This is a genomic window from Pseudofrankia asymbiotica (assembly GCF_001983105.1).
GTDB lineage: Bacteria > Actinomycetota > Actinomycetes > Frankiales > Frankiaceae > Pseudofrankia > Pseudofrankia asymbiotica.
Map to the genome: position 1 here is coordinate 1 of NZ_MOMC01000096.1, position 24,320 is coordinate 24,320.

Annotated in this window: 18 protein-coding genes and 2 pseudogenes; 14 read left to right on the forward strand and 6 right to left on the reverse strand. The window is 71.4% G+C overall.

The window, feature by feature from the left end; translation table 11 throughout:
* From BL253_RS44355 to BL253_RS35020, 3 genes and pseudogenes are all read left to right on the forward strand, one after another.
* A pseudogene (locus tag BL253_RS44355) lies at positions 1 to 111 on the forward strand (3-hydroxyacyl-CoA dehydrogenase); the annotation flags it as partial.
* Between the two features lie 225 nt (positions 112 to 336).
* On the forward strand, positions 337 to 846 hold the full coding sequence (locus BL253_RS35015; protein WP_076822020.1) for a flavin reductase family protein: 510 nt from the start codon (positions 337 to 339) through the stop codon (positions 844 to 846).
* A 27-nt stretch (positions 847 to 873) separates the two neighbouring features.
* Positions 874 to 1,635, forward strand: a complete 762-nt coding sequence (locus tag BL253_RS35020) for an SDR family oxidoreductase (protein ID WP_076822052.1) — start codon at positions 874 to 876, stop codon at positions 1,633 to 1,635.
* Positions 1,636 to 1,824: 189 nt separating this feature from the next.
* Here BL253_RS35020 and BL253_RS35025 read toward each other — a convergent pair whose 3' ends face one another.
* From BL253_RS35025 to BL253_RS35040, 4 genes are all read right to left on the reverse strand, one after another.
* Entirely contained in the window at positions 1,825 to 2,829 is a 1,005-nt protein-coding gene (locus tag BL253_RS35025) for an LLM class flavin-dependent oxidoreductase (protein WP_076822022.1), read from the reverse strand.
* A 196-nt stretch (positions 2,830 to 3,025) separates the two neighbouring features.
* The gene (locus BL253_RS35030; protein ID WP_131831656.1) at positions 3,026 to 4,237 is read right to left on the reverse strand and encodes a cytochrome P450; all 1,212 of its coding nucleotides are present in this window, start codon (positions 4,235 to 4,237) and stop codon (positions 3,026 to 3,028) included.
* Positions 4,238 to 4,356: 119 nt separating this feature from the next.
* Entirely contained in the window at positions 4,357 to 5,556 is a 1,200-nt protein-coding gene (locus BL253_RS35035) for an amidohydrolase family protein (protein WP_076822024.1), read from the reverse strand.
* Between the two features lie 93 nt (positions 5,557 to 5,649).
* Positions 5,650 to 7,074, reverse strand: a complete 1,425-nt coding sequence (locus BL253_RS35040; protein WP_076822026.1) for an aldehyde dehydrogenase family protein — start codon at positions 7,072 to 7,074, stop codon at positions 5,650 to 5,652.
* A gap of 176 nt (positions 7,075 to 7,250) precedes the next feature.
* Between BL253_RS35040 and BL253_RS35045 the strand changes: the two genes are divergently transcribed.
* From BL253_RS35045 to BL253_RS42600, 6 genes are all read left to right on the forward strand, one after another.
* Positions 7,251 to 8,378, forward strand: a complete 1,128-nt coding sequence (locus BL253_RS35045) for a thiolase C-terminal domain-containing protein (protein ID WP_076822028.1) — start codon at positions 7,251 to 7,253, stop codon at positions 8,376 to 8,378.
* Positions 8,378 to 8,830: a Zn-ribbon domain-containing OB-fold protein gene (locus tag BL253_RS35050; RefSeq protein WP_076822029.1), complete on the forward strand. Its 453-nt coding sequence runs from the start codon at positions 8,378 to 8,380 to the stop codon at positions 8,828 to 8,830. The genes BL253_RS35045 and BL253_RS35050 overlap by 1 nt, the downstream gene beginning before the upstream one ends.
* Positions 8,823 to 11,501, forward strand: a complete 2,679-nt coding sequence (locus BL253_RS35055; RefSeq protein ID WP_076822031.1) for a CaiB/BaiF CoA transferase family protein — start codon at positions 8,823 to 8,825, stop codon at positions 11,499 to 11,501. Before BL253_RS35050 ends, BL253_RS35055 begins: the two co-directional genes overlap by 8 nt.
* Positions 11,501 to 12,274, forward strand: coding sequence for an SDR family NAD(P)-dependent oxidoreductase (locus BL253_RS35060; protein WP_076822033.1), 774 nt, complete (start codon positions 11,501 to 11,503; stop codon positions 12,272 to 12,274). Before BL253_RS35055 ends, BL253_RS35060 begins: the two co-directional genes overlap by 1 nt.
* Positions 12,275 to 12,413: 139 nt before the next feature.
* Positions 12,414 to 13,067: a TetR/AcrR family transcriptional regulator gene (locus BL253_RS35065; RefSeq protein ID WP_076822035.1), complete on the forward strand. Its 654-nt coding sequence runs from the start codon at positions 12,414 to 12,416 to the stop codon at positions 13,065 to 13,067.
* Positions 13,068 to 13,336: 269 nt separating this feature from the next.
* Positions 13,337 to 13,585 carry a hypothetical protein gene (locus BL253_RS42600; protein ID WP_076822036.1) on the forward strand — a complete coding sequence of 83 codons (249 nt, stop codon included), beginning with the start codon at positions 13,337 to 13,339 and terminating at the stop codon, positions 13,583 to 13,585.
* 67 nt (positions 13,586 to 13,652) lie between these two features.
* Here the strand turns inward: BL253_RS42600 and BL253_RS35075 are convergent, their stop codons facing one another.
* On the reverse strand, positions 13,653 to 13,895 hold the full coding sequence (locus tag BL253_RS35075; RefSeq protein WP_076822038.1) for a hypothetical protein: 243 nt from the start codon (positions 13,893 to 13,895) through the stop codon (positions 13,653 to 13,655).
* 288 nt (positions 13,896 to 14,183) lie between these two features.
* Here BL253_RS35075 and BL253_RS35080 point away from each other — a divergent pair, with 288 nt between their 5' ends.
* The 4 genes and pseudogenes from BL253_RS35080 to BL253_RS35095 all read left to right on the forward strand — a co-directional run bounded on the left by BL253_RS35080 (position 14,184) and on the right by BL253_RS35095 (position 19,408).
* Entirely contained in the window at positions 14,184 to 15,518 is a 1,335-nt protein-coding gene (locus tag BL253_RS35080) for an alpha/beta fold hydrolase (RefSeq protein ID WP_198946523.1), read from the forward strand.
* A gap of 73 nt (positions 15,519 to 15,591) precedes the next feature.
* Positions 15,592 to 17,250, forward strand: coding sequence for a sialidase family protein (locus tag BL253_RS35085; protein ID WP_131831658.1), 1,659 nt, complete (start codon positions 15,592 to 15,594; stop codon positions 17,248 to 17,250).
* 248 nt (positions 17,251 to 17,498) lie between these two features.
* A pseudogene (locus BL253_RS45630) lies at positions 17,499 to 17,621 on the forward strand (IS701 family transposase); the annotation flags it as partial.
* A 332-nt stretch (positions 17,622 to 17,953) separates the two neighbouring features.
* Positions 17,954 to 19,408 (forward strand): carboxylesterase/lipase family protein, encoded by a 1,455-nt coding sequence (locus BL253_RS35095; RefSeq protein ID WP_158230481.1) that lies wholly within the window; start codon positions 17,954 to 17,956, stop codon positions 19,406 to 19,408.
* Positions 19,409 to 19,540: 132 nt separating this feature from the next.
* Here BL253_RS35095 and BL253_RS35100 read toward each other — a convergent pair whose 3' ends face one another.
* Positions 19,541 to 21,631: an acetate--CoA ligase family protein gene (locus BL253_RS35100; protein WP_076822043.1), complete on the reverse strand. Its 2,091-nt coding sequence runs from the start codon at positions 21,629 to 21,631 to the stop codon at positions 19,541 to 19,543.
* Positions 21,632 to 21,906: 275 nt separating this feature from the next.
* Here BL253_RS35100 and BL253_RS35105 point away from each other — a divergent pair, with 275 nt between their 5' ends.
* Positions 21,907 to 24,294: an acetyl-CoA acetyltransferase gene (locus BL253_RS35105; RefSeq protein ID WP_076822044.1), complete on the forward strand. Its 2,388-nt coding sequence runs from the start codon at positions 21,907 to 21,909 to the stop codon at positions 24,292 to 24,294.
* Positions 24,295 to 24,320 lie beyond the last annotated feature (26 nt).

The following is a 24,320-nucleotide window of genomic DNA, read 5'->3' on the forward strand; positions in this document are numbered from 1 at the left end:
CTCGGCGACCCGGACGAGTACGCCGCGCTGGTCGAGCACATCGTCGCCAACCCGATGCTCAACGGCGAGGTCATCCGCCTCGACGGCGCCATCCGCATGCCCCCGCGCTGACATTGACGGGGCCAACCCTCACTCCTATCCTGAATCCAGGATCCGAATCGACTTCTCATGGGCCCGAGATCGTGAGTGGCGGCGCGAAAACGGCTTTGGCTTCCACCCAACGGACACCTTTGGCTTCCACCCGACGGACAAATAGGCGCTGGAACAGTCCGCCGGATCACCCAGTCCGCGCCCGACAAGCGCGGAGAGCTGGCGAACCGGTGGCAGGAGGGCCGCATGACACCGGAACAGACGGCGGACCAGGCGATCGACCCGGCCTGGTTCCGCCGGGTGCTGGGCCAGCACCCCACCGGAGTGACCGTCATCACCGCCGTGGGTACCGACGGCCAGCCGGTCGGCATGGCGGTGGGATCGTTCACCTCCGTCTCGCTGCACCCACCGCTGGTCGCCTTCTTCCCGGACCAGGCCTCGACCACCTGGCCGAAGATCCAGCCCGCGGGCTCCTTCTGTGCCAACGTGCTGGGCGCGGACCACGAATGGATCTGCCGGCTGTTCGCGACCAAGGGCATCGACCGGTTCGCCGAGATCGCCTGGCGGCCGGCCGGCTCCGGGGCGCCGATCATCGACGCGGCCGTCGCCTGGATCGACTGTGACCTCGCCGCGGTCCAGGAAGCCGGCGACCACTTCATCGTGACCGGCCGGGTCCGCGCGCTCGGCATCACCAGCGAGGGGCCGCCGCTGGTGTTCCACCGCGGCGCCTACGGCAGCTTCACTCCCCTTAGCTAGGCCGGAGGCGAGGAAATGGAGACACGGATGACGGGACTGGTCGAGGGCAAGGCGGCGCTGGTCACCGGCGCCGCCAACGGCATCGGGCGGGCCTCGGCGCTCGCCTTCGCCCGCGAGGGCGCGCGCGTCGCGGTGGCCGACGTCGACGCCGACGGCGGCGAGGAGACCGTCCGCCTGATCGCCAAGCAGGGCGGTGAGGCGTTCTTCGTCCCCTGCGACGTGGCCGACGAGGACGCGGTCGCGGCGGCCGTGGCGCTGACGGTCCAGCGCTACGGCGCCCTCGACTGCGCGCACAACAACGCCGGCCTGGGCCAGCGCCAGGTGCCCCTGGCCGAGATCAGCCGCGCCAGCTGGGACCGCACACTCGCGGTCAACCTCACCGGTACCTGGCTGTGCCTGAAGCATGAGATCCAGCACATGCAGGCACACGGCGGCGGCGCCATCGTGGCCACCTCGTCGGCGACCTCGCTGCTCGGCGTGCCGCTGACGGCGGCCTACGCGGCGACGAAGGCCGCGATCAACCAGCTGGTGCGGTCGGCTGCCATGGAGTACGCGAAGGTGGGAATCCGGGTCAACGCCGTGCTGCCAGGCCCGATCGGGACCGAGATGGTGACGCGCGCGATGGCCGAGAACCCGGCGCTGGAGGACCACCTCATGCAGACGGTGCCGCTGGCCCGCGTCGGCACCCCCGAGGAGGTCGCCGACGCCGTGGTGTTCCTCTGCTCCCCGCGCTCCGGGTTCACCACCGGTTCGCTGCTGACGATCGACGGCGGCCAGGTCCTGCACTGACGGCGGCGCCGGAGCTGGTGACGGGCGGAGACCCGGGGGCGAAGCCGCGCGCAGGTCCACCGCGACTCCACCTCGACAACGCTCACCTGGCTCCAGTCGGTCTGACCGTCACCGCCACGCGGCTCGGGTGGCCCGGAACCTCCCGGGCCACCCGAGCCGCGTCCGGACGGCCCAGCGGGGCCGGCCGGGTCACTCGGACGCGGCTCGCAGCAGCGGCAGAACCTCGGCGCCCACCGTGCTGATCAGGTCGACGGGCTGCTGGAAGGCTCCCGGATGCGCGAGGGACACCTCCGTGACGCCGGCCCGTGCCAGGTCGAGGAGCTGGGCGGCGATCTCCTGGGGCGTGCCGAACAGGCAGCGCGTGCGGGCATACCACTGTGCCGCCTCGTCCGACACCCACTGCGACGCCACCTCCACGGCCGCGTCCCAGTCCTCGGGATGGCCGAGGTCGCCGTGGGACAGGTCGTGCGGGGGCGCGTCGATGGGGAACCCTGCGGCGGCGAACATCGGGGCGCCGCCGATCTGGGCGATCCGCAGGCACAACGGCTTGAGCACGGACGCCGCTCGCGGATCATCGCTGACCACGGTCAGCTTGGTGACCACCACGTCGAGGTCCGCGGGGTCGCGCCCCGCCTCCTTCGCGCCGGCCTGGGCCAGCGCCAGGTCGCGCTCGATCGCGGCACCGCCCACCACGACCCCGTCCGCCAGGCGGCCGGCCAGGGCGAGGTTGCGAGGCCCCGACGCCGCGATGTAGACGGGCACGGGACGCGGGCCCGGATCGTGCAGGCGATAGGTCGGGACGTCACCGACCGTGTCGCCACGCAGCAGCGTCCGGATCACGTCCACGGCATCCGCGAGCTGGGCGGTGCGGGCCTGCGGCAGCGCGGCGTGCGTTATCGCGCTGTCGCCCGCGCCCAGCACCACCCGGGTACGGCCGGGAGCAAGCTCCTCGACGGTGCGCGCGGCGGACGCCGTGACGGAGGGATGCCGGGTGATCGGATTCGTCACCAGCACACCGACACCGACGCGCTCGGTCGCCAGCGCCGCGCCCGTCAGCGTCGACCACACATCCCGCCAGAGCAGCTGCGAATCCGGGAACCACACCGAGTCGAAGCCCTGGCGCTCCGCCGTCGCCGCGAGACCGGCGGTCTCCCGCACCGGCCGGCACGGCGGAATGCGCACACCCACCTTCACCGACGTACACCTCTCTCTTTGTCCAGTGGCCCTGTCTGTCCCGTGGCCTACTCCGCGTGCGGCAGTCACGCCGGTCAGGCGGTCAGGCGGTCAGGCGGTCGAAGGCTCGTTCGATCTCCGCGGCCCGATCGAGGGCTCTCCGTGTCCTTCTCGGCTGTCGGGTGTGCGGCGGACGCGTGCGGGAGGTCGTGGGCCCTCACGCGAGTGCGACAGGCAGTTCCACGAGCGCGTTGATGAACACCGTGTGGCCACGCTTCGGCGTGCCCGCGGGACGGAACCGCAGGTCGCGCTGGACGATCTCGTCGAGCAGCACCCGGCCCTCGAGACGCGCGAGGTGGTTGCCGATGCAGAAGTGCGCGCCACCCGCCCCGAAGGAGGTGTGGGCCGCGAGTCGCCGCGAGACGTCGAAACGATGGGGGTCGGGGAAGACCTCCGGGTCACGGTTGGCCGCGACGTACCACATCACGGCCATCTCGCCCGCCTTGATCGTCGTGCCGCCGACGACCGTGTCCACCCTGGCGACCCGGGCCATCTGCATCGCCGGGGTGACGTAACGCAGGAACTCCTCGACCGGGCGCTGCGATCCCACCGTCGCCACCGCCGTCCGGACCTGTTCGTCGATCTCCGGGTCCTCGATCATCAGTCGCAGGCTCTGCCCGATGAGGGTGTGGGTGGTCTCGAAGCCGGCGATCAGCAGGGACATGACGAACTGGCGGTACTCGTTGTCGGTGATCGGCACGCCGTCGTGCTCGGTGTCGGCCAGCTCGGTGATCATGTCGGCGGCCGGGTTACGCCGCTTGACCTCCCGCAGCTCGTCGGCATAGGCGAAGACCTGCCCCAGAGCGGCCTGCGCCCGCTCGAACCCCCCGGGCTGCTCCCGGGCGAAGATGTCCGACGCCCAGCGAACGATGCGGTGCCGGTCCTCCTCCGGTGCGCCCATCACCGAGGCGATGACCTGCGCCGGGAGCTCCGCGGCGATCAACGGCACCGCGTCGAACGCCTCGTCGGCGGGCAGGGAGTCGAGAATCAGGCGTACGCGTTCGCGGACCCAGTCCTCGAAGCGGGCGACGACCCGTGGGCTGAACCCGCGGGACGCCAGCGCGCGGATCCGGGTGTGCCGAGGCGGGTCGTTGAACATCACGTTGTCCCGCATGCCGGGGATCTCGGCGGGATTGGTGGGGTAGTGCATGCCCTCGGTCGAGGTGAAGGTGGCGGTGTCCCGCGACACCGCGCTCACGTCCGCGTGACGTGTCAGTGCCCAGAATCCCCCGGCCGGGGCGCCGCTGGTGGTCGGGTTCCAGTAGACCGGAGACGATCGCCTTAACTGGTCGAAGAAGCCGTGGGGGACCCCACCCTCGAAGGTCACGGGGTCCGAAAGGTCGACCGTGGTCGTATCGCTCAGTGACAAGGTGCGCTCCAGCGCTAGTGCCGATTACTTTGGTTGCCCTGATGGGCCGGGTGCCGGCGCTGTGGCGTCACGTGAACGAAAGCACCGGAAAGCAGCGCCGCCCTACTGGCGCCGCCCGGTCAGGCGTCATCCAGCGGCAGATTGTAGAGCTTGACGGCGTTGTCCTGCATGATCTTCCTGATCGACGCGGGATCCACCTGCGCGAGCGCGGCCGCCGATCGTTCGACCGGTGACGGGTACAGGCAGGTCGGGTGCGGGAAGTCGGTCTCCCACATGACGTTGTCGGCACCGAGGTAGTCGAGCAGGAGCACCGCGCCGGCGTGCTCGAACCAGAAGGTCCCGTAGATCCCCTTGCGGAACATCTCGAACGCCGACGGCCTGGTCGGCTCCGGCATGCCGGGGAACTGCTCGCGGTACTCGTAGTCGATGCGCTCGAGCACATACGGGATCCAGCCGACGCCACTCTCGACCGACACCCACTTCAGGTCGGGGTACTTGAGGAGGACGTCGCTGACGACGAGGTTGGAGATGAAGCGGGAGTTGGCGAGCTCCATCTGGACGGAGTTGACCGGCTTGACGGCCCGCTTCTCCAGCGACGGCCAGGCCGCGCCGTGGTTGTCCTCGGAGGTGGTGTTGGTAGAGCCGACGTGGATGTTGATCGRCAGCCGCAGGTCGGAAAGAGCCTCGTACAGCGGCTCCCAGTGGGGCTGGCCCAGATCCGGCAGGCCGCCGAGATGCGGGTTGCCGGCCATGGTGACGCCGCGCAGGCCGAGGTCCTTGACGCGCTGGGCCTCGGCGACCGAGGCCTCGATGTCCCAGAACGGCAGGACGGCCATCGGGTAGAGCCGTCCCTCACCCTGTGCCTGCCACTCGGCCATGGCGTCGTTGAAGATCGAGACGATGGCCGCGCCGATGTCGTGGTCCAGGTTCTGGATCAGCGCGTAGGCGGCGAAGCCCATCGTGTTGGGGTAGACGATCTGGGCCCAGATACCCATCTTGTCGAGGATCTCGAGACGAGCCTTGGCGTCGTACGAGGCGACGTGGATGTCGTCCCAGGACATGCCCTGGGTGATGTCGACCTTGTACATGGGCGTCTTCTGCCCGGCCTTGTCGACGAAGCTGGCGCCGCCGGCCATGAAAAGCGGCTGGTCACCAAGCCACCACCGAAGTTTGCCCTCGGAGTCGGTGCGCACCTGCGGAACGACGTCGCGGTATTTCGCGGGTGCGCGCGAGGTCCACAGGTCATATGGCTCGGAGTAGTGGGAGTCGGTGTCGACGAGCTTCAGGCCCGCGAAGGGGCCGTCTGCGGGGAGCGCCATGGCGGAAACCTCCCTGCCCGCATCGCGGGCGATCGAGAGAACAGTGGTCAGCAGTCGGACAACCGTTATCCGACAACGCTGTGACGGACCGGGTCAGAAGGTGGTTCCGATGCTGATGGTCTTGAGCTGGGTGTAGGTGTGCAGGGCCTCGACGCCCTTCACCCGCCCGATGCCGCTCTGTTTGAACCCGCCGAAGGGGGTCTCCACGCCCAGCGCGCCGCCGTTGACGGCGACCTGGCCGGCCTCGAGCCGTTCCGCGACACGCAGCGCGCGGCCACCGTCACGGGTCCACACGCTCGCGACGAGGCCGAACTCGACCCCGTTCGCCAGAGCGACGGCCGCCTCCTCGTCGCCGTCGTCGAACGCGAGCACCGACAGGACGGGCCCGAAGATCTCCTCCTGGGCGATCCGCGTCTCGGGCCGCACATCGGTGTAGACCGTCGGCTCGACGAAGTACCCGCGCGCGAGGTCGCCGTCGGCGCGGACCTGGCCACCGGTGACGAGAGTGGCCCCCTCGGCCTCGGCGATGCCGAAGTACTCCTTGACCTTGGCGAACTGCGGCTCGGTGATGAGCGGGCCGAGGCGGGTGCCCGGCTCGAGCCCCCGGACGATCTCGGCCACCCGGCGGACCACCTCGTCATGCGCCGACCGCTCGACGATCAGCCGGGTGTTGGCGGCGCAGACCTGGCCGGTGTTGGCGGTGAAGGACTGCGCCACCGCTCGGGCGGCGCGGTCGAGGTCGGCGTCGGCGAACACGACGCTCGGCGACTTCCCGCCGAGCTCCAGCGTGACCGGCACGATCCGCCTGGCCGCCGCGGCGGCGACGGCCCGTCCCGTTGCCACGGACCCGGTAAAAGCGATCTTCCGGACGTCCTCGTGGTCGACCAGCGCCGCGCCGGCCTCCGGGCCGAGGCCGGTGACGACGTTCAGGACGCCTTCCGGCAGCCCGCACTCGCTGGCGAGGCGGCCCAGCGCGAGACTCGACGTCGAGGTGAACTCCGACGGCTTCAGCACGACCGCGTTGCCGACGGCCAGCGCCGGGGCGACATCGCGGCAGGCCTGGTTCAGCGGGCCGTTCCAGGGCGTGATCACGCCGACGACACCGTAGGGCTGGCGCCGGGTGAAGGCGACGGAACCAGGCCCGAGGTCGAGCGACTCACCGGCCAGCGCCCGGACGACCGCGCCGTAGTACGAGAAGTACTCGGCGGCCGCCTCGATCTCGTACCGGGGGGCGATCTTCCCCGTCTCGGCGGCCTCGAGATCCGCCAGCTCGGTCACGGCCGCGCGCATCGACGCGGCGATCGCCAGCAGGACGCCGGCCCGTTCCGCCGGCGTCCGCGCGGCCCAGGCTCGTTGCGAGTCCCGGGCGGAGCGGGCGGCGGCGTCCACGTCCGGGGCGGTTCCTCGCGGAACCTCGGCGACGATCTCGCCGGTGGTCGGGCTTGTCGACGGCAGGTAGTCCCCGGCCACGGGAGCTGTGCTCTTGCCCGCGATCCAGTGGTCATGACGATCGGGCACGGCTCTCCTCCGGACACCCTAGGTCGCACTCGTTCGGAGGACGTTACATCTCACTAATCTCAAAGTAAACATAATCATCTTGTTGACTAGTCGCATGACACCGTGTTCAGTCATCCTGCACGGCGGCAGCCGTCAAACGGCGCGGAGCTCGCGCCACGAACARGGAGGTCGATGCGGTGGCGGTGCGTGGCCAGGCCGCGATCGTCGCGGTAGGTAGTACCAAGCAGGGCGAGCTGCCCGGCCGGTCGGCGGACGAGGTCGCCGTCGAGGCGATCAGCCTCGCCCTCGACGAGGCCGGCCTGACCAAGGCGGATGTCGACGGCCTGATCACCTGCCGCGCGGGCATGGGCCGCGGCGGGGTCGACACCGGGGTGGGTTCCCTGCTCGGCATCAATCCGCGGTACAGCGCGACCCTCGACTACGGGACCTGCAACTTCTCGCTGCACCTCGGCACGATGGCGATCATGGCCGGACTGGCCGACGTCATCGTCCTGGCCTACGGCGCCACCCAGCGCAGCCAGCGGGTCAACTTCGGTGTTCCGATGGGCGTCGACCTGGCGGCGGCCTCCGGCTACGTGCACATCGCCGGGCCCGCCGGGCTCGCGCTGCAGCGCCACAAGGCGCTGTACGGCACGACCGACGAACAGTTCGGGCAGATCGCGGTCTCCCAGCGGGAGTGGGCGCGGATGAACCCACTCGCCATCTTCACGAAGCCGCTGACGATCGAGGACTACCTCGCCAAGCCCTACCTGGTCGAACCGCTGCGCCGCGACGACGTGACCATGATCTCGGACGGCGGCGCGGCCCTCGTGCTGACCAGCGCGGAGCGGGCGCGGGACTTTCCCAAGGCTCCCGTGTACGTCCTGGGGATCGCGGAGACGACCGCGCTGCGCGGCGACCGCGACCCGGAGAACCTGATGCGTCCGTGGCTGGCGAACGTCGCGCGTGACGTCTACGCCAGCGCGGGGCTCCGGCCGGAGGACATCGACGCGCTCTACATCCAGGACCCCACCGCCGTCTGGGTGCTGCAGATGCTGGAGTACTACGGCTTCTGCGGACTCGGCGAGGGCGGTCCCTTCCTGGCCGAGGGCCATACCCGCCCGGGTGGCGACCTGCCCGTCAACACCAACGGTGGCCAGCTTTCCGAGAGCTACATGTGGGGCTGGCTGCATCTGTGCGAGGCGGTCCGACAGCTTCGCGGCGAATGCGGGCCGCGCCAGGTGCCGAACGCGGACGTGGCGATGTACTGCTCGACCATGACCTTCACGAAGGGGGCAGCGTCGATCATCTCGACGCACCGCTGATGAGCTACGACAAGCCACTGCCCGACGTCGACGACCCGCTCACGCGCCCCTTCTGGCAGGGCCTGCGCGAACGACGCCTCACGATCCAGCGGTGCGGGCGCTGCGGCGCGCTGCGCTGGCCGGCCGCGCCGATCTGCCCCGAGTGCCTGGCCCCGGGCGCCGAGTGGACCGACGTCGCCGCCGACGGCGAGCTGTGGAGCTACGTCGTCTACCGGCGAGCGTTGTCGCCGGCCTTCGCCGACGAGATTCCGTACGCGGTCGGCGTCGTCGCCCTGGACGCCGGACCGCACCTCCTTTCCCGTATCTCCGGGCCCGTCGACACGTTGAAGGTCGGAGCCCGGATGACGGCGCGGTACGAGGACGTCTCGCCGACAGTCACCCTGCTGCGCTGGGTGACCGAATCCCCGGGACCTGAGAACGGCGGCGGATCATCTGGAGACCACAATGACTGACTCCGAGCTGGGCACGGCACCGCTGGCGGGACCCGAGCCCAGGCCCGGGAGCCTGGCCGGTGTCCGCGTCGTCGAGATCGGGGACGAGCAGGGCGAGTACTGCGGGCTGACGCTCGCGGGCCTGGGCGCCGACGTGATCCGTGTCGAGCCGCCGGACGGGGCGAGCACCCGCCGGTTCGGCCCGTTCCTGGACGACGAGGAGGGACCGGACCGGTCGCTGTTCTTCTGGGCGTACAACCGCGGGAAGCGGTCCGTCGTCCTGGACCTGGGCACGGACACGGGCCGGGCCTCGCTCGAGCGGCTGCTCGCGTCCGCCGACGTCCTCGTCGACTCGACCCCGAGGCCGTTCCTCCCCGGCATCGGGCTCGACGGCGACACGCTCGAGCGGCGCTTCCCGCGCCTCGTCATCGCGCGGATCACCCCGTTCGGCGACGACGGGCCGTGGGCGGACCACACCGCGTCCGACCTGGTGCATCTCGCGCTCGGCGGCCCGCTGATGAACTGTGGCTACGACCCGAGGCCCGACGGCCACTACGACGTGGCGCCGATGGCACCGCAGGCGTTCCACTCCCTGCACATCACCGGCGAGCAGGTCGCGTTCGGCATCGTCGCCGCCCTGGTGTACCGGCGGCGCGCGGGCGTCGGGCAGCGCCTGTCCTGCGCCGTGCACGAGGCCGTGTCGAAGAACACCGAGACCGACCTCATGGCGTGGGTCGTGCAGCGGCAACCGTACTTCCGCCAGACCGCCCGTCACGCGGGCGCCAGAGTGGGCGAGGACATCACCCTCGCGTACACAAAGGACGGCCGCTGGCTCAACGTCATCAGCATCGGCGCGCGGGACCGCAACCTGCTCGGCCCGTTCCTTCAGCGATACGGGCTGGGCCAGGATCTCGCCGAGGAGAAGGTGGAGCTGGAGGTCGGCAGCCGCAGCATTCCGGGGACCACCCCGGCGGCCTCGGCGAACGTCGAGATCATCCAACGCCTCGTCCGGCGATTCACCTTCGATACCCTGCCCTGGCAGGAGATGCAGGAGGCGGGCCTGCTGTGCGCTCCCGTGCGCAAGCCGCACGAGAACGCGCTGGACCCGCACTGGCACGCCCGCGGCACCTACGCCGACATCGAGCATCCAGAGCTGGGCCGGTCGTTCCGTTACCCGGTGAGCAAGTGGATCGCCACCGGCTCCGCCTGGCAGGTCGGCCGCCGGGCCCCGCTGCTCGGCGAGGACACCGGCCAGGTGCTGGCCGAGCTGGCTGCGGGGACCGACGCCTCCGCGCCGCGCGACGACCAGCTCGGCGCCGCCGAGGCGCCCGCGGCCGCGGCACCCGTCGCGGCGGCACCCGTCGCGACGACGGCCACCCGGCCGGGACCGCCGCTCGCCGCCGAGCGGCTCTCGGTGCATGGCAAGCCGTTCGCCCTGTCGGGCGTCACCGTCTTCGACTTCACCTGGTTCCTGGCGTCCGCCGGCGGAACCCGGTTCCTCGCCGCGCTCGGCGCCGACGTGATCAAGGTCGAGTGGAAGGCGCACCCCGACACCCGGGGCGGCGGCTTCCCCGCCGGCGGGCGGGAGGCACGGCGCCAGGCGTCCGCGCCACTCACGGCGCCGCCGACGGGACCGATGAGCGGTCAGTTCAACAACAAGAACCCCGGCAAGCGGGGTATCTCGCTGAACGTCCGTCACCCCAAGGGCAGGGAGATCGCCCACGAGTTCCTGCGCCGCTGCGACATCGTCGCCGAGGGATTCTCCCCGGGCGTGTTCGAACGCTGGGGATTCGGCTGGGACGCCCTACGGTCGATCAATCCGAGAATCATCTACGCCCAGCAGTCGGGCATGGGCGGCCAGGGCACCTACGGCCGGTTCCGCGCGGTCGGGCCGATCGCCGGCTCTCTGTCCGGCCTCACCGACATGGGGGGCCTTCCCGAACCGGCGCTGCCGACCGGGTGGGGCTACTCATATCTGGACTGGCTCGGCGCGTACAGCTTCTCGCTCGCGATCCTGTCCGCGATCTACCAGCGTGACGTCACCGGCGAGGCGCAGTGGATCGACGCCTCGCAGACCGAGGTCGGCCTCTTCACGACGGCGTTGTCCGTCCTCGACTGGTCCGGCAACGGACGGCCCTGGCAGCGCTACGGCAACCGGTCCCCCTACCGGCCCGCCGCCCCGCAAGGGGTGTACCGCTGCGCGGGCGAGGACCGCTGGCTGGCCGTCACCTGCGCCGGCGACGACCAGTGGGAGGCGCTGGCCCGGGTCGCCGGCCATCCGGAGTGGGCCCGTGACAGCCGATTCAGCACGCTCGCGGGACGCCGGCGCCATCACGACGAGATCGACCGGCTGGTCGAGTCCTGGACGGTCACCCGCGAGCCGTACGCGGCGATGGAGGAGCTGCAGCGGGCGGGGGTCGCGGCCGGGGTCGCGCAGACCGCCGAGGACCGCTGCGACCACGACCCGCAGCTCGCGCACCTGAAGTGGCTGACCGAGGTGCCCAACCCCGCCGTCGGCACCTGGCCGGTGGCCGAGGTCCCCTTCGACCTCAGCCGCACCCCGCCGCACGCCGGCGGCCCGATCGACAAGGGTGCCCCGGTGTACGGCGAGCACAACTACGAGGTCTACGAGCAGTTCCTCGGCATCTCGAAGGACGACGTCGACGCCCTGGCCGAGGAAGGGGTGATCTGATGGCCGCCGCGGGGCTGCGCGGCTCGACGGTCGTGGTCACCGGGGCCGGCCGCAACATCGGGCGCGCGATCGCCCTCGGTTTCGCGGGCCGCGGCATCGCCGTCGCGGTCAACGCGCGGTCGAGCACGCGGGAGGCCGAGGCCGTCGTCGACACCATCCGGCGTGGCGGCGGCCGGGCCGCCGTCGTCATGGGCGACGTCGGCGACCCCGACGAGTGCGAGCGCGTCGTGCGGACCACGCGGGACGAGCTCGGCCCGATCGACTATCTGGTGAGCAACGCGTCCGCCCGGCGCTTCCGCGCCTTCGAGGACATCAGCCCGGCGGAGTGGGACTCCACTTTGCGGTCGAACCTGTCCGCACTGTTCTACCTGTCCCGGCTCGTGCTGCCCGGCATGAAGGAGCGCGGATTCGGGCGGGTGATCGCGATCGGCGGACCGGACGGCTACCTCGGCTGGCACCACCGCGCCGCGAACGTCACCGCCAAGGCCGGGCTCACCGGCCTCGTCAAGGCGATCTCCTTCGAGTACGGGCACGCGGGCGTCACCGCGAACGTCGTCGTCCCCGGCGGGACCGACACGACCCGCGACCCCACCGACTACCCACCCGACATGACCGAGCGCGACGGCGTGCCGAAGGGCCGGCCGCTGGTGATGATCCCCCGCCTCGGCACGGTCGACGAGATCGCCGACATGTGCCTCTTCCTGGCCTCGGACAGCGCCGGCTACATCACCGGCCAGTCCCTGCACGTCGACGGCGGGATGGTCATGCGATGACCGGCCGCCGCCCTCCCCCGCGAGACCGGACGACCACGTCCACACCAGTGGCCATCCCATACGATCGCAGCGGTCCCCAGCGCCTTCCGGGCGCCCGTTGTCCGGGTGGGATCGACAGCCAGGTCGGAGACGGGGAGTGATGGCGGCAGAGAAGGCGCCCCGGGTCCGCGCGGACGCGCCGGTCTCGCTGCGCGAGGCCCAGAAGACCTTCACCCGCGCGCGCCTCCTCCAGGGCGCGCGGGAGGTCTTCGAGGAGCTCGGGTACCTGGACACGACGGTCGAGGAGATCGCCGAGCGCGTGGGAGCGAGCCGCGGCACGTTCTATCTCCACTTCCCGAGCAAGGCGGCCGTCATGAAGGAGGCCGTCGCCTCCTGGCGATCGAGCCTGCAGCACTTCACCGCGTCCCTGCCGGCCGGCCACGAGCCCACCTTCGAGGAGCTTCGCGCCTGGGTCGAGAACTACGTCGAGCTGTACGAGCAGAACAGGCTCCTCCTGCGCGCCTGGCATCAGGCCGTCGTGGTCGAGCCCGAGCTCGCGCACGCGGCGGTGGAAGAGGTGACGCTGTCCCTCGAGCGGTGGACCGACGTGGGCCTGCTGCACCGGACATCCCATCGCGACGAGCGCAGCGACGCCGAGATCAGCACACAGGCTCTGCTCCTGCACGCGCTCTCCGAGCGTTTCCTCGCCCTGTGGCTCGTGCACGGAATGCCGGTCGACCGGCCCACCGCCGTGCGGGAGATCGCACGCTCCTGGTATTCGACGCTGTTCGGCGAATCACCTCCGGACGTGTGACCGGAGTCCGCCACACCGCGCGACGAGACGTAAGAACCAGTTCCACGGGATTTCACTGCCTCCATTAGCGATGCGGAATCGGGCGGGCACCGCGTCACCGCGGCCGAACCGCTCAGAGACCTCAGCGCGCCGCAACCGCGAACATGGGCAAGATCAGCGGCGAGCCATCTCGCGGGATGCCCTTCGGCGCACAAAACGCAATTCGACGACGCCGCCGCGCGTCGCAGGAACGAACCGCGCGTGGCGGCCGCGACGAGGAGCTGACTGGAATGACCGCCGCATTAATCGGAATTCCGGYCGACCCCCTGCGGCGCACGATCGAGCAGTACAACGAGGGCGCGAAGGGCAACGAGTTCGACCCGACGCGTTTCGACGGGCAGTCCACCGTCGGGATCACACCCCGCAAGTCGAACTGGGCCCAGCCGCTGCTGACGCCGCCGTACGAGGGCGTTCCCGTGGAGGCGAACATCTGCTTCACCTACGGCGGCCTCCGGGTCGACGGGACGTCCGGGTACTGAACACGGATGGCCGGCCGATCCCGGGCCTGTGGGCGGCCGGCGAGATCACCGGCATCTTCTACGGCCTTTACCCGTCCGGTACCTCCGTTCTACGATCCCTCACCTTCGGCCGGATAGCCGGGCGGGAAGCCGCCTCCACGCTCGCGACGAGATAGCCCTCGACCGGTCCTGCCCTGACGTCGGCGACCCTGTGCGATGGCGGTCCCGTGCCGGCGGCAGCCCGGCCGTCTCCGGGCTGCCAGGCGCCGCCCGGACCAGCCTCCTTGAGCCGGCCGACGAAGTAGAAGTAGCCGTCCTCGTCCCGGCGCATGAGGTCACCCGGCCGCAGCCAGCAGGCCGCGGGCGGCGAAGCCGAACGCGAGCGCGCCCCGCGCGACGTGGCGCAGCCGGCCGGTCGGCGGCGTCACCCTGCCGCGCCACTCTCGGCCGACGCGAACCGCATTAGGTGCATGGCGCCTCCTCGTGGTCCTCCGGCTGGACCGGACGTTCGAAATGCTCGCCGGAGTCGATCGCTTGCGGGGTGCCACAGCCCACTCTATATTGCACACACGAATCCTGGATTCGGGATCCTAGAAATGAGGAACGAGGGGCAGGCTTGGTGACCAGCACGACGGTGGACGAGACGACGGTGAGCGGGGCCGCGAAACTCGCGGCGGATGACGGCGAGTTCCAGCTGAACGCCACGAGCTGGACCGGCTCGCTGACCATCGTGAACGAGGACGACGCCTGGAGTATCCCGATCACCCGCGGTGTGCCCGGGCAGCCGGCCAGCGCGCCGGCCACGGACGTGTCACCGGCCCCGGATGACGTCGTCGTCACCGCGAACGACGCCAACTGGCGGTCGCTGCTGACCGCGGTGCCACCGCCCGGTTTCACCGACGTGTTCGCCGCCTTCTACGACGGAGTGCTCGTCGAGCCGGCGCCCGCCGACGGGGCGCGTCACCTCGCGATCCGCCGCTTCGGTGAGCTGCTGCGCCACGCGGCCCACGAGACCGACCCTCGCCCGGTCCCGCTGCCGGCGCCGTCGCGGCATGGCCGGCACGACGCGGCCGTCGGCCGCTATGTCCACCTGGAACTGGCCGGCGACGACTACCGCGTCTACTACGAGGAGGCCGGATCCGGCGTCGGGCTGCTGTGCCAGCACACCGCGGGCTCCGACGGCCGGCAGTGGCGCCACCTGCTCGAGGACGAGCGGATCACATCCCGCTTCCGGGTCATCGCCTACGACCTGCCCTGGCACGGCCGTTCCCTGCCGCCCGCCGGCCGCGCCTGGTGGGCCGAGCAATACACCCTCACCCGGGACTTCCTGACGCGGGTGCCCACCCAGCTCGCCGCCGTGCTGGGGCTGGACGCGCCGGTGTTCATCGGCTCCTCCGTCGGCGGCATGCTCGCGCTCGACCTCGCCCGTTACCACCCTGACGACTTCCGCGCCGTGATCGCCTGTGAGGGCGCGCTGTTCCTCGGCGCCGAGGGCGCGACGTCCACGGAGGAGTTCACGATGGACGCCGACGCCGACGCCCCGGCGCCGGAGCAGGCGGACCTCGGTCACGATCCGGCGCTGCACGCCGCCCAGATGATGTCCTGGATGGGCGCGACGGCACCGGAGGCGTACCGGCAGGAGACCCGGCTGCACTACGCGCAGGGCGCGCCGGGTGTCTTTCCCGGCGACATCCACTACTTCTCGCACGACCACGACCTGCGCGGCCAGGCGCATCTCATCGACACGGCCCGCTGCCCGGTCTACATGCTGACCGGCGACTACGACTACGTCACCGTGCCCTACTCCGAGGCGACGGCCCAGCAGATCCAGGGCGTCCGCTACCAGCGCATGGCCGGGATGGGCCACTTCCCCATGTCCGAGGACCCCGACGCGTTCGCTTCCTACCTGCTACCCGTCCTCGACGAGATCCTCGGCGAGGGTCCGGCCGCCTGATCCTACGTTCAGGCGGCCCGCGTTAGCTCCCTGCGATCAAAGGAGAACCATGTCCGTCCGATCAAGGAGAACCATGAAGTCCACGGATGAGTTATCGAGATCGAAACGAGCCCTCCTCGCCTTAGGCCTGGGCGAACGGGAGGACGGGCACCGGTGGCGTGCCGGGCGGCGGCTGGTGGCGGTGGGGCGTCGGCGGGTGACGGTGGTGGCGCTCACGGCCGGGCTGCTCGCCGCGGGCACGGCCACGGTCACGGCGACGGTGTCGGCCAGTGCGTCGTCCGACCCGGCCGCTGCCTCAGCCGGGACGGCGCCCGTGCGGGACATCCCCGGCTGCGCCGAGGAGCAGCGGGCGACCTGGACCAACGGTCTGCCCGCGCCCTGGGAGGCCTGCAACTCGCGCAGCGGCATCCAGGGCATCGAGGGCAGCAACGCGGTCAACAGCCGGGGCACGATCTTCCAGGCCGCTGCCGTCCTGGACAAGGACGGCCACGCGGGTCTGGCGCGCTCACGCGATGGTGGCAAGACGTGGCAGCGGGTGACGCTGCCCATCGAGTTCTGGGACATCATCGGCTACGTGCAGGTGGACCCGGCCACGAACCGGGTCTTCTACACGAGCATCGCCCGCCCTTCGCAAACCGGGCCGGGGTCTGGCACGACGAACCCGATCGGCTACAGCGACGACGACGGGAACACCTGGCACGTCACCCGGATCGGTGGGGCCGCCAACGGGGAACCCGACACGCTGGGTGACCTGGGGTCGATCTTCATCGGCCCGCCCCCGAAGGGCACGAAGACCTCGGGCTACCCGAACGTCGTCTACACCTGCAACCTCACGCCGCAGCCGAGCTCCCCGACCAGTGACGCCCAGTGCTGGCGTTCCCTGGACGGCGGCAAGAGCTTCCAGCGCCCCTCCGCGCCGACCTTCAGCAGAGCGACCGCGGACTGCCCTCCGAACGGCGTCCTCATCCCGAACCGGGGCGTCGTCGCCCGGGACGGCACGGTGTACCTGCCCATGTCCGAGTGCGGTCAGTGGGTCGTGGGGGTCAGCAAGGACGCGGGCAAGACATTCACGTGGAACCCGATTCCCGGCGCGCGCAATGAAATCGACCAGGCCGCCCTGGCCGACCAACAGGCGAACGTCCCGGGCTGCGCCGGCTCTGTCGCCTTCGCCGGCTGCCCCGAGGTCTTCCAGCTGTACGGCCAGCAGAGACTGGCTTTGGACGCGAAGGGYACGCTCTACTTCATCCACAACAAAGACGGGCTGAGGCTGTCGGTGTCGGCGGACGGCGGGAAGTCCTGGGCCGAGTCCACGATCGTGTCGGTGCCGGGAGTTTTCACGGTGTGGTCCTCCATCGTCGCGCGKGGCAACGGCCAGGTCGGCCTGTCCTACCTCGGCCAGAGCCAGGGCAGCAGGGACTGGCACGGCTACATGGCCGTGGTAGAGCGCGCGGACAATCCGAGAGCCCGCACCATCGCAACGGCACGCGTCAGCGCGCCCGACAATCCGCTGATGCCCTACCGATGCTGCGGCTCGCGTCAGATGATCCTCCCGCCGGGCACGCCTCCCCAGGCATTCCCCTACAACCTGATCGAGCACGGCGGGCTCAGCTACGCGCCTGACGGCACCCTGTGGGCCGCGTTCTTCCGCGACAGCACCCGCGACCCCGCCAACACCCAGTCGGCGGCGTACGAGATCGTCGCCGGCCACATGGCACCCAGCGGGGCCCGCTGACCGGCTGGGCCGGCTGACCGGCTGACCGGCTGTCAGCGTCCGATGTGACGTGGAGCGAACCGGCCGGGCGGGCGACATGTCTGTGACGGGGCTTCTACCCAAGCTCCCATCAGGCCAGTTCCGCCCGGCCGGCACGCACCACGACGCCGCATCCTCAACAGCCGACACGTCGAGCGCAGGACACCCCGGTGTCCTGCGTTCGACCTCACGTGTCGCTCCGCGTACGACCTGATGCGCAGGTGTTCGGCGAGTCCAGCAAGGAACTCGCCGGACTCGACGAACACCAGGTCCGACGCTGGACTTTCTGGCACCGCTGGACCGTCATGGCCATGCTCGCCCACGCGTTCCTGTCCGTGATGGCCGCCAGCCAGCCCGTCCCACGGGTCCCTAGTGGAGCGCCGGTTCTTCTCCCGTGCCTTCCGACACTCTCACTTCGCGCGTCAGGAAGTCACTTCTCACGGCAGTTCGGGCAGACGGTTTCCCGGAGTCGTCCGCCCCTTGGTTCAGCCTTCGAGAAAGGACAATGATGAGCACACGAGCACGACGTCGATTACTACCCACCCCGCGGCGGCGTGGGTGGCGCGCCGTCCTGGCCGTCCTGGCCGTCTCGGGCCTGCTGGCTACGGCGGCATCGGCTGTCACGACAGCGGCCGGTCCAGCCGCGGCCGCCGGCCAGGCCACGACAGCTCAGGCGTCCCTGGTCGTGACCACCGACAAGGGCAGGATCCACGGCGCCTACGCCCAGACCCGGCGTTCCTTCCAGGGCATCCCGTACGCGGCGCCGCCCGTCGGCCCGCTGCGCTGGAAGTCGCCCGCGCCGGTCGCTGCCTGGACCGGCACCCGCCAGGCGACCCGGCCCGGCAGCTCCTGCCCCCAGGCCAGCGGCGAGTTGGGGTCGGTACCGAGCAACAACGAGGACTGTCTGTACCTGAACGTCACGACCCCGAAGACCATCACCGGGAAGCTCCCGGTGATGGTGTTCATCCACGGCGGCGGCTTTACCTCGGGATCGGGTTCGATGTATGACCCCGCCCCGCTGGTCGACCGGGGCAAGGTCATCGTCGTGACCCTGAACTACCGGCTCGGCGTGTTCGGCTTCCTCGGCCTGCCCCAGCTGAGCGCCGAGGGTGGCGCCCACAAGTCCGGCCTGTACGGAATCGAGGACCAGCAGGCAGCCCTGCGCTGGGTTCGCGCGAACGCCACCGCCTTCGGCGGAGACGCGAGGAACGTCACCGTGTTCGGTGAGTCGGCCGGTGCGGGCAGCGCGTGCGTCCAGTTCGTCTCGCCCACCGCCAAGGGGCTGTTCGACAAGGCGATGGCGCAGAGCGGCTGCAATCTCGCGGCCACCTCGCTCTCCCAGGGAGAGGCCAGGGGTACGGCGCTCACCCAGGCCGTCGGCTGCACCACCGGCGACGTCGTCGCCTGCCTGCGTGGCAAGTCCGTCGACGAGCTGATGGCCAGGCAAGCCGCCGGCCTCGCCTCCGGCTTCGCCCCCCTCTACGGCGGCGCGGCCCTACCCGACACGGTCGCCAATCTGCTCGCCAGAGGCTCGTTCGCGAGGGTCCCCCTGCTCCAGGGATCCAACCATGACGAGGGCCGCATCTTCGTGGGGACCGGAGCGCTGGGCACCATCACAGCCGCGAACTACAAACAGGTGATCCAGTTGCTGTGGCCCTGGGCCGCCGACGCCGTCGTGGCCCAGTACCCGCTCACCGCTTACCCCAGCCCGGCACTCGCGGTCGCGACCGTGCTGGGAGACAGCCAGTTCTCCTGCCGGGCACTGCGCGCCAGCGAGCTCGCGTCCTCGAAGACCAAGGTCTACCAGTACGAGTTCAACGACACCGCGGCGCCGTCGCTGGCACCGCCTGTCGACGGATTCCCCTTCGGCGTCACCCACGGTGTCGAGTTGTACTACCTGTTCAACCTCGGCGCTCCCCCTCTCAACGCCACCCAGCAGGCCTCCGCCAACCGGCTCATCGACTACTGGACCGCCTTCGCCAAACGAGGCGACCCCAACAGCCTCTTCCAGCCGTACTGGCCCGCCTTCAGCCCCGGCTCGAAGATCCAGTCACTGCTGAGCACCACCGCGAAGACCATCTCGAGCACCACCTTCAGCACCGACCACCACTGCGCCTTCTGGCAGCCGATCTCCGGCTGACCGAGGCTGGTCGACAGGCCTGAGCGCGCCGGGACGCGCCCAGGACCCCCAGGGCCGGCCCGTCGCGGTGCGACGGGCCGGCCCTCGCCATGCCCCCCGAACAGGGCTGGCCGGCACGAACCGCCGAGGCTGTCAGCGGCCCCGCCAGGTCAGCAGGCCGTCAAGGGCCTCGATCGTCGAGCCGTGGACGTGCAGCGGGTTGACCTCCAGCTCCGCGAGGTCGTCGCCGAGGCTCAGCGCGAGGCCGCCGATCGCGAGGATGACCTCGACGAGCCGGTCGAGGTCCGCCGGCGGGACGCCGCGGGCGCCGCGCAGCAGCGGGGCGGCCCGCAGGCTCGCCAGCGCCTCCGCGATCTCGCGCGCCGTCGCGGGAAGCCGCAGCAGCGCGGTGTCCCGCAGCACCTCGACGAAGACACCGCCCAGCCCGATGGCGAGAATCGGCCCCCACTGGTCGTCGCGCACGACGCCGACGAGCAGCTCCAGCCCGCCCGAACGCATCGGGGTGACGAGCACGCCCTCGACGGCCGGGCGGGGATCGAGCACGTCCACGCTGGCGAGCACCTGCGCGTAGGCCGCCCGGATGGCGTCCGGACCGGCGACCCCCAGCCGGACGCCGCCGATGTCCGTCTTGTGCTGGACGTCCGGCGACACGATCTTGAGGGCGACCGGGCCGTCGAAGGCGTCCGCCGCCTGGTCCGCGCTCGTGGCCAGCACGCCGGGCACGACCGGCACACCCGCCACGGCCAGCAGCGTGCGCACGCCGTGCTCCGAGAGCGGGACGCCCGGCCGCACGGCCGGCCGCGGCGGCGCGGCCGGGGCGGGCGCGTCCGCCCGCGCCGTGGCGTACCAGGCCGACCACCGGGAGACCGCGGCGGTCGCGTGCACGGCGTCGCGGGTGCTCGGCAGGTAGGTCAGGCCGGACATCCCGGCGTCGAGGGTCGCTCGCCCGCGCGGCCCGGTGAGCGCCTGCTCGATCGTGGCCGCCACCGCCCCGGGTACCGAAGCGGCGTCCAGCGCGGCGCGCACGCGAGGCAACGAGGGATCCGGCACGCCGACCGCGAGGACCATGCCGACCTGGGGGTCCTCGGCGAGGATCGAGACGACCCGGCCCATGAGGGCGTGGTCCATCAGCGCCGCGCCGGTCACGTCGAGCGGGTTCTGCGCGTGGCCAAGCTCGGAGACGACCGTGCCCAGCCGGGCCTCCGTCTCGGGCGCCAGCGACGGCAGCGGCAGGCCCAGCTTCTCGCCCTGGTCTGCGACGATGTCGCAGGCTCCGCCGGAGATCGAGACGACGGCGACGCCGGGGGCGGTCCACGGGCCGGTCCGAGCGGCGAGGTGCCCGGTGAGCAGGAGCTCCTCGAGGTGGCCGACCCGGATGACGCCCTCCTGGCGCAGCACGGCGTCGACGACCGCGTCGTCGCCGACCAGCGCGCCGGTGTGCGCCACGGCCGTGCGCGCCGACAGCTCGCTCGACCCCGCCTTGAGCATGACCACGGCCTTGCCGAGGGCGCGGGCCCGGCGGACCGCGCCGAGGAAGACGTCGGGCCTGCGGATCGCCTCGGCGAACACGGCGACGGCCCGGGTCGTCTCGTCCTCGACGAGGTAGGCGAGGACGTCCTCCGCCGTCACCATGGCCTCGTTGCCGGTGGTGACGACGAAGCTGAACTCGATCCCGTGGTCGGCGGCGAACAGCGACATGGTGCCGGCGAGCGCGCCGCTCTGCGAGACGACCGCGAGCGGGCCGGGCCGTGGCGTGAGGCCGGGCAGCGAGCAGACCGCGAGCCCGTCGACCATGTTGGCGAAGCCCAGATGGTTGGGACCCAGCAGCACCAGGTCGTTGCGCTCGCAGACCGCCACCAGTTCGGCCTGCCGCTTCGCCCCCTCCGGCCCGGTCTCGGCGTAGCCGGCGCTGAGGACCACCGCCGCCCGGGCGCCGGCCGCCGCGGCCTGCTCGATCGACTCCAGGACGGCGCGCTGGGGGACCATGACGAACGCGCAGTCGACGCCGCCAGGGACGTCGGCGACGCTCGGGTAGGTCGCCTGGCCGTGCACGACCGGCTTGTTCGGGTTGATCAGGAAGGTGCGGTCGGCCGCGCCAAAGCGTCGCTGGAGGTCGTAGGCGATGGTCGAGAAGGTCGACTTGTCGCTCGCACCGACGAAGGCCACCGACTTGGGCCGGAGCAGGGCGTCAAGGTCACGGCGCGAGGCCGCGGCGGTCGTCATGTAGGCAACTCCCTAGAACGGGATCAGTGTCGGCGCGCTCCGCGGCCCGCGGGTCCGGCCAGGCCTCCCGGAGGCGGCCCTCGATCGCCGTGCCGAACGCGGCGAGTTCGGTCGGGCTCAGGTTCATGTGGCCCCCTGCCTGGACGAGTCAGATGGCCACCTCCCCGCCGGCCGCCGATGTGAGACAGTACCGAGACTGGAATCCTGAATCCAGTATCCCTTTCAGCGGTCAATGCCACCCCTCGGTGGCCCCGCGACGCCGCCAGGAGGACTCTGTGACCACCGCCGGCCACCCCGCCGTCGACCCGAGCACGCCCGTCATCGTCGGTGTCGGGCAGGCGTCCGAACGGGTCGACCAGCCGGGCTACCAGGCCCGGTCCGCCGTGGATCTCGCCGCGGCGGCGGCACGCGAGGCGCTGGCCGACACGGGAGCCGACCCGGCCGCGGTCGCGGCCGTGATCGACACGGTCGCGGGGGTACGGCAGTTCGAGATCTCCACTCCCGGCGCGCCGGCCCCGCTGGGCCGCTCCGACAACTACCCCCGCTCGGTCGCCGCCCGCCTCGGCGCCATCCCGGCCCGCRCCATCCTCGAGGTCGCCGGCGGGCAGGGCCCGCAGCACCTGGTCACCGAGCTCGCCACCGCCATCGCGGACGGTGCCAGCCGGGCCGCCCTGGTCTTCGGCGCGGAGGCGATCTCCACCGCCCAGCACCTCGCCGCCCTTCCCACGGCCGACCGCCCGGACTTCACCGAACACGTCGACGGTGACCTGGAGGACCGGGGCTACGGGCTGGCCGGGCTGGTCAGCAGGTACCAGACCATGCACGGGCTCACCGGCGCGCCGAGCCAGTACGCCCTGTTCGACAACGCGCGGCGGGCCCGCCGCAAGGAGTCCCGCGAGCAGTACGCCCACGGCATGGGCCGGCTGTTCGCCCCGTTCACGAAGGTCGCGGCCGCCAACCCGCACGCGGCCGCGCCCCGCGAGATCGGCGCCGAGGAGCTGGTCACGCCGACCGCCGCCAACAGGATGATCGCCGATCCCTACACCCGGTACGTCGTCTCCCGGGACAAGGTCAACCAGGGCGCCGCCGCGCTCGTGATGTCCGTGGCCACCGCCGAGGAGCTCGGCGTGCCCCGCGACCGCTGGGTGTTCCTGCACGGCCACGCCGACCTGCGCGAGCGCGACCTGCTCGACCGGGCGGACCTCGGCGCGGGGCCCGCCTCGGTCATGGCCGCGCGGCACGCCCTCGACGTGGCCGGCATCGGCCCGGACGACGTCGCCACGTTCGACCTGTACAGCTGCTTCCCGATCGCGGTGTCGAACATCTGCGACGGGCTGGGGCTCGCGCCCGACGACCCGCGCGGACTCACCCTCACCGGCGGGCTGCCGTTCTTCGGCGGCGCCGGGAACAACTACTCGATGCACGCGATCGCCGAGACCGTGCGGCGGATGCGCGCCGAACCCGGTGCCTACGGCTTCGTCGGCGCCAACGGCGGCGCGCTCAGCAAGTACTCGGCCGGCGTCTACTCGACCACGCCGACGGGCTGGCGACGCGACCGCTCCGCCGCGCTGCAGGCCGAGATCGCCTCCTGGGCCGCGCCAGCGCTCGCGGTCCACGCCGACGGCTGGGCGACGGTGGAGACCTACACCGTGACGTACGGCCGCGACGGGTCGCGCACCGGCGTCGTCGTCGGCCGTCTCGCCGCCGACGACCGCCGGTTCCTCGCCAGGGTGGACCCGGCCGACGCCGAGACCCTTGACCTGCTGTCCACCGGCGAGCCGATCGGCGCCCGCGTCTTCGCCCGCTCCTTCGGCGTCGGCAACCAGGTCACCACGACCGAGGACCGGATGAACGAGCTGCACCCGCCCCGGAAACCGGGCCTGCGCGACGCCTACGAGCACATCCTCGTCCGCCGCGACGGCCACGTCCTCGAGGTGACGATCAACCGCCCGCGGGCCCGCAACAGCCTGCACCCGCCCACGAACGACGAGCTCGACGAGGTGTTCGACGCCTTCTTCGCCGACCCCGACCTGTGGGTCGCGATCCTCACCGGCGCCGGCGACAAGGCGTTCTGCGCCGGCAACGACCTCGTCTACTCGGCCTCCGGCAAGCCCATGTGGATACCGAAGAATGGCTTCGCCGGCCTCACCAGCCGGCGGGACATGCCCAAGCCGGTCATCGCCGCGGTCAACGGCTTCGCGATGGGCGGCGGCTGCGAGATCGCGCTCGCCTGCCACCTGGTCGTCGCCGACGCCGCCGCCCGCTTCGCGCTCAGCGAGGTCAAGGTCGGTCTCGTCGCGGGCGCCGGCGGCCTCGTCCGGCTGCCCCGCGCCGTCCCGCCCAAGCTCGCCACCGAGATGATCCTCACCGGGCGGCGGCTGTCCGCCGACGAGGCACTGGCCGCGGGCCTGGTCAACCGGGTGGTGCCGGCCGGCGCGGCGCTGGCGGGCGCGCGGGCGCTGGCGACCGAGATCCTCGACGGCTCGCCGACCTCGGTGCGCGCCTCGCTGAGTGTCATGGCCGAGACCGCGGCCATCCCCGACGTGATCGACGCGGTGGAGCACCGCAGCACGGCGCTGGACGAGGTCATGGTCAGCGAGGACGTAATCGAGGGCGTCGCCGCGTTCGCCCAGAAGCGCCGCCCCGTCTGGCACAACCGCTGACCCACGCCCCGGTTCGAAAGGAGGTC

Coding starts and splice junctions, on each gene's coding strand:
- BL253_RS35015 (WP_076822020.1), top strand. CDS start 337: ATGACACCGGAACAGACGGCGGACCAGGCGATCGACCCGGCCTGGTTC.
- BL253_RS35020 (WP_076822052.1), top strand. CDS start 874: ATGACGGGACTGGTCGAGGGCAAGGCGGCGCTGGTCACCGGCGCCGCC.
- BL253_RS35050 (WP_076822029.1), top strand. CDS start 8,378: ATGAGCTACGACAAGCCACTGCCCGACGTCGACGACCCGCTCACGCGC.
- BL253_RS35055 (WP_076822031.1), top strand. CDS start 8,823: ATGACTGACTCCGAGCTGGGCACGGCACCGCTGGCGGGACCCGAGCCC.
- BL253_RS35060 (WP_076822033.1), top strand. CDS start 11,501: ATGGCCGCCGCGGGGCTGCGCGGCTCGACGGTCGTGGTCACCGGGGCC.
- BL253_RS35065 (WP_076822035.1), top strand. CDS start 12,414: ATGGCGGCAGAGAAGGCGCCCCGGGTCCGCGCGGACGCGCCGGTCTCG.
- BL253_RS35075 (WP_076822038.1), bottom strand. CDS start 13,895: ATGCGCCGGGACGAGGACGGCTACTTCTACTTCGTCGGCCGGCTCAAG.
- BL253_RS35100 (WP_076822043.1), bottom strand. CDS start 21,631: ATGACGACCGCCGCGGCCTCGCGCCGTGACCTTGACGCCCTGCTCCGG.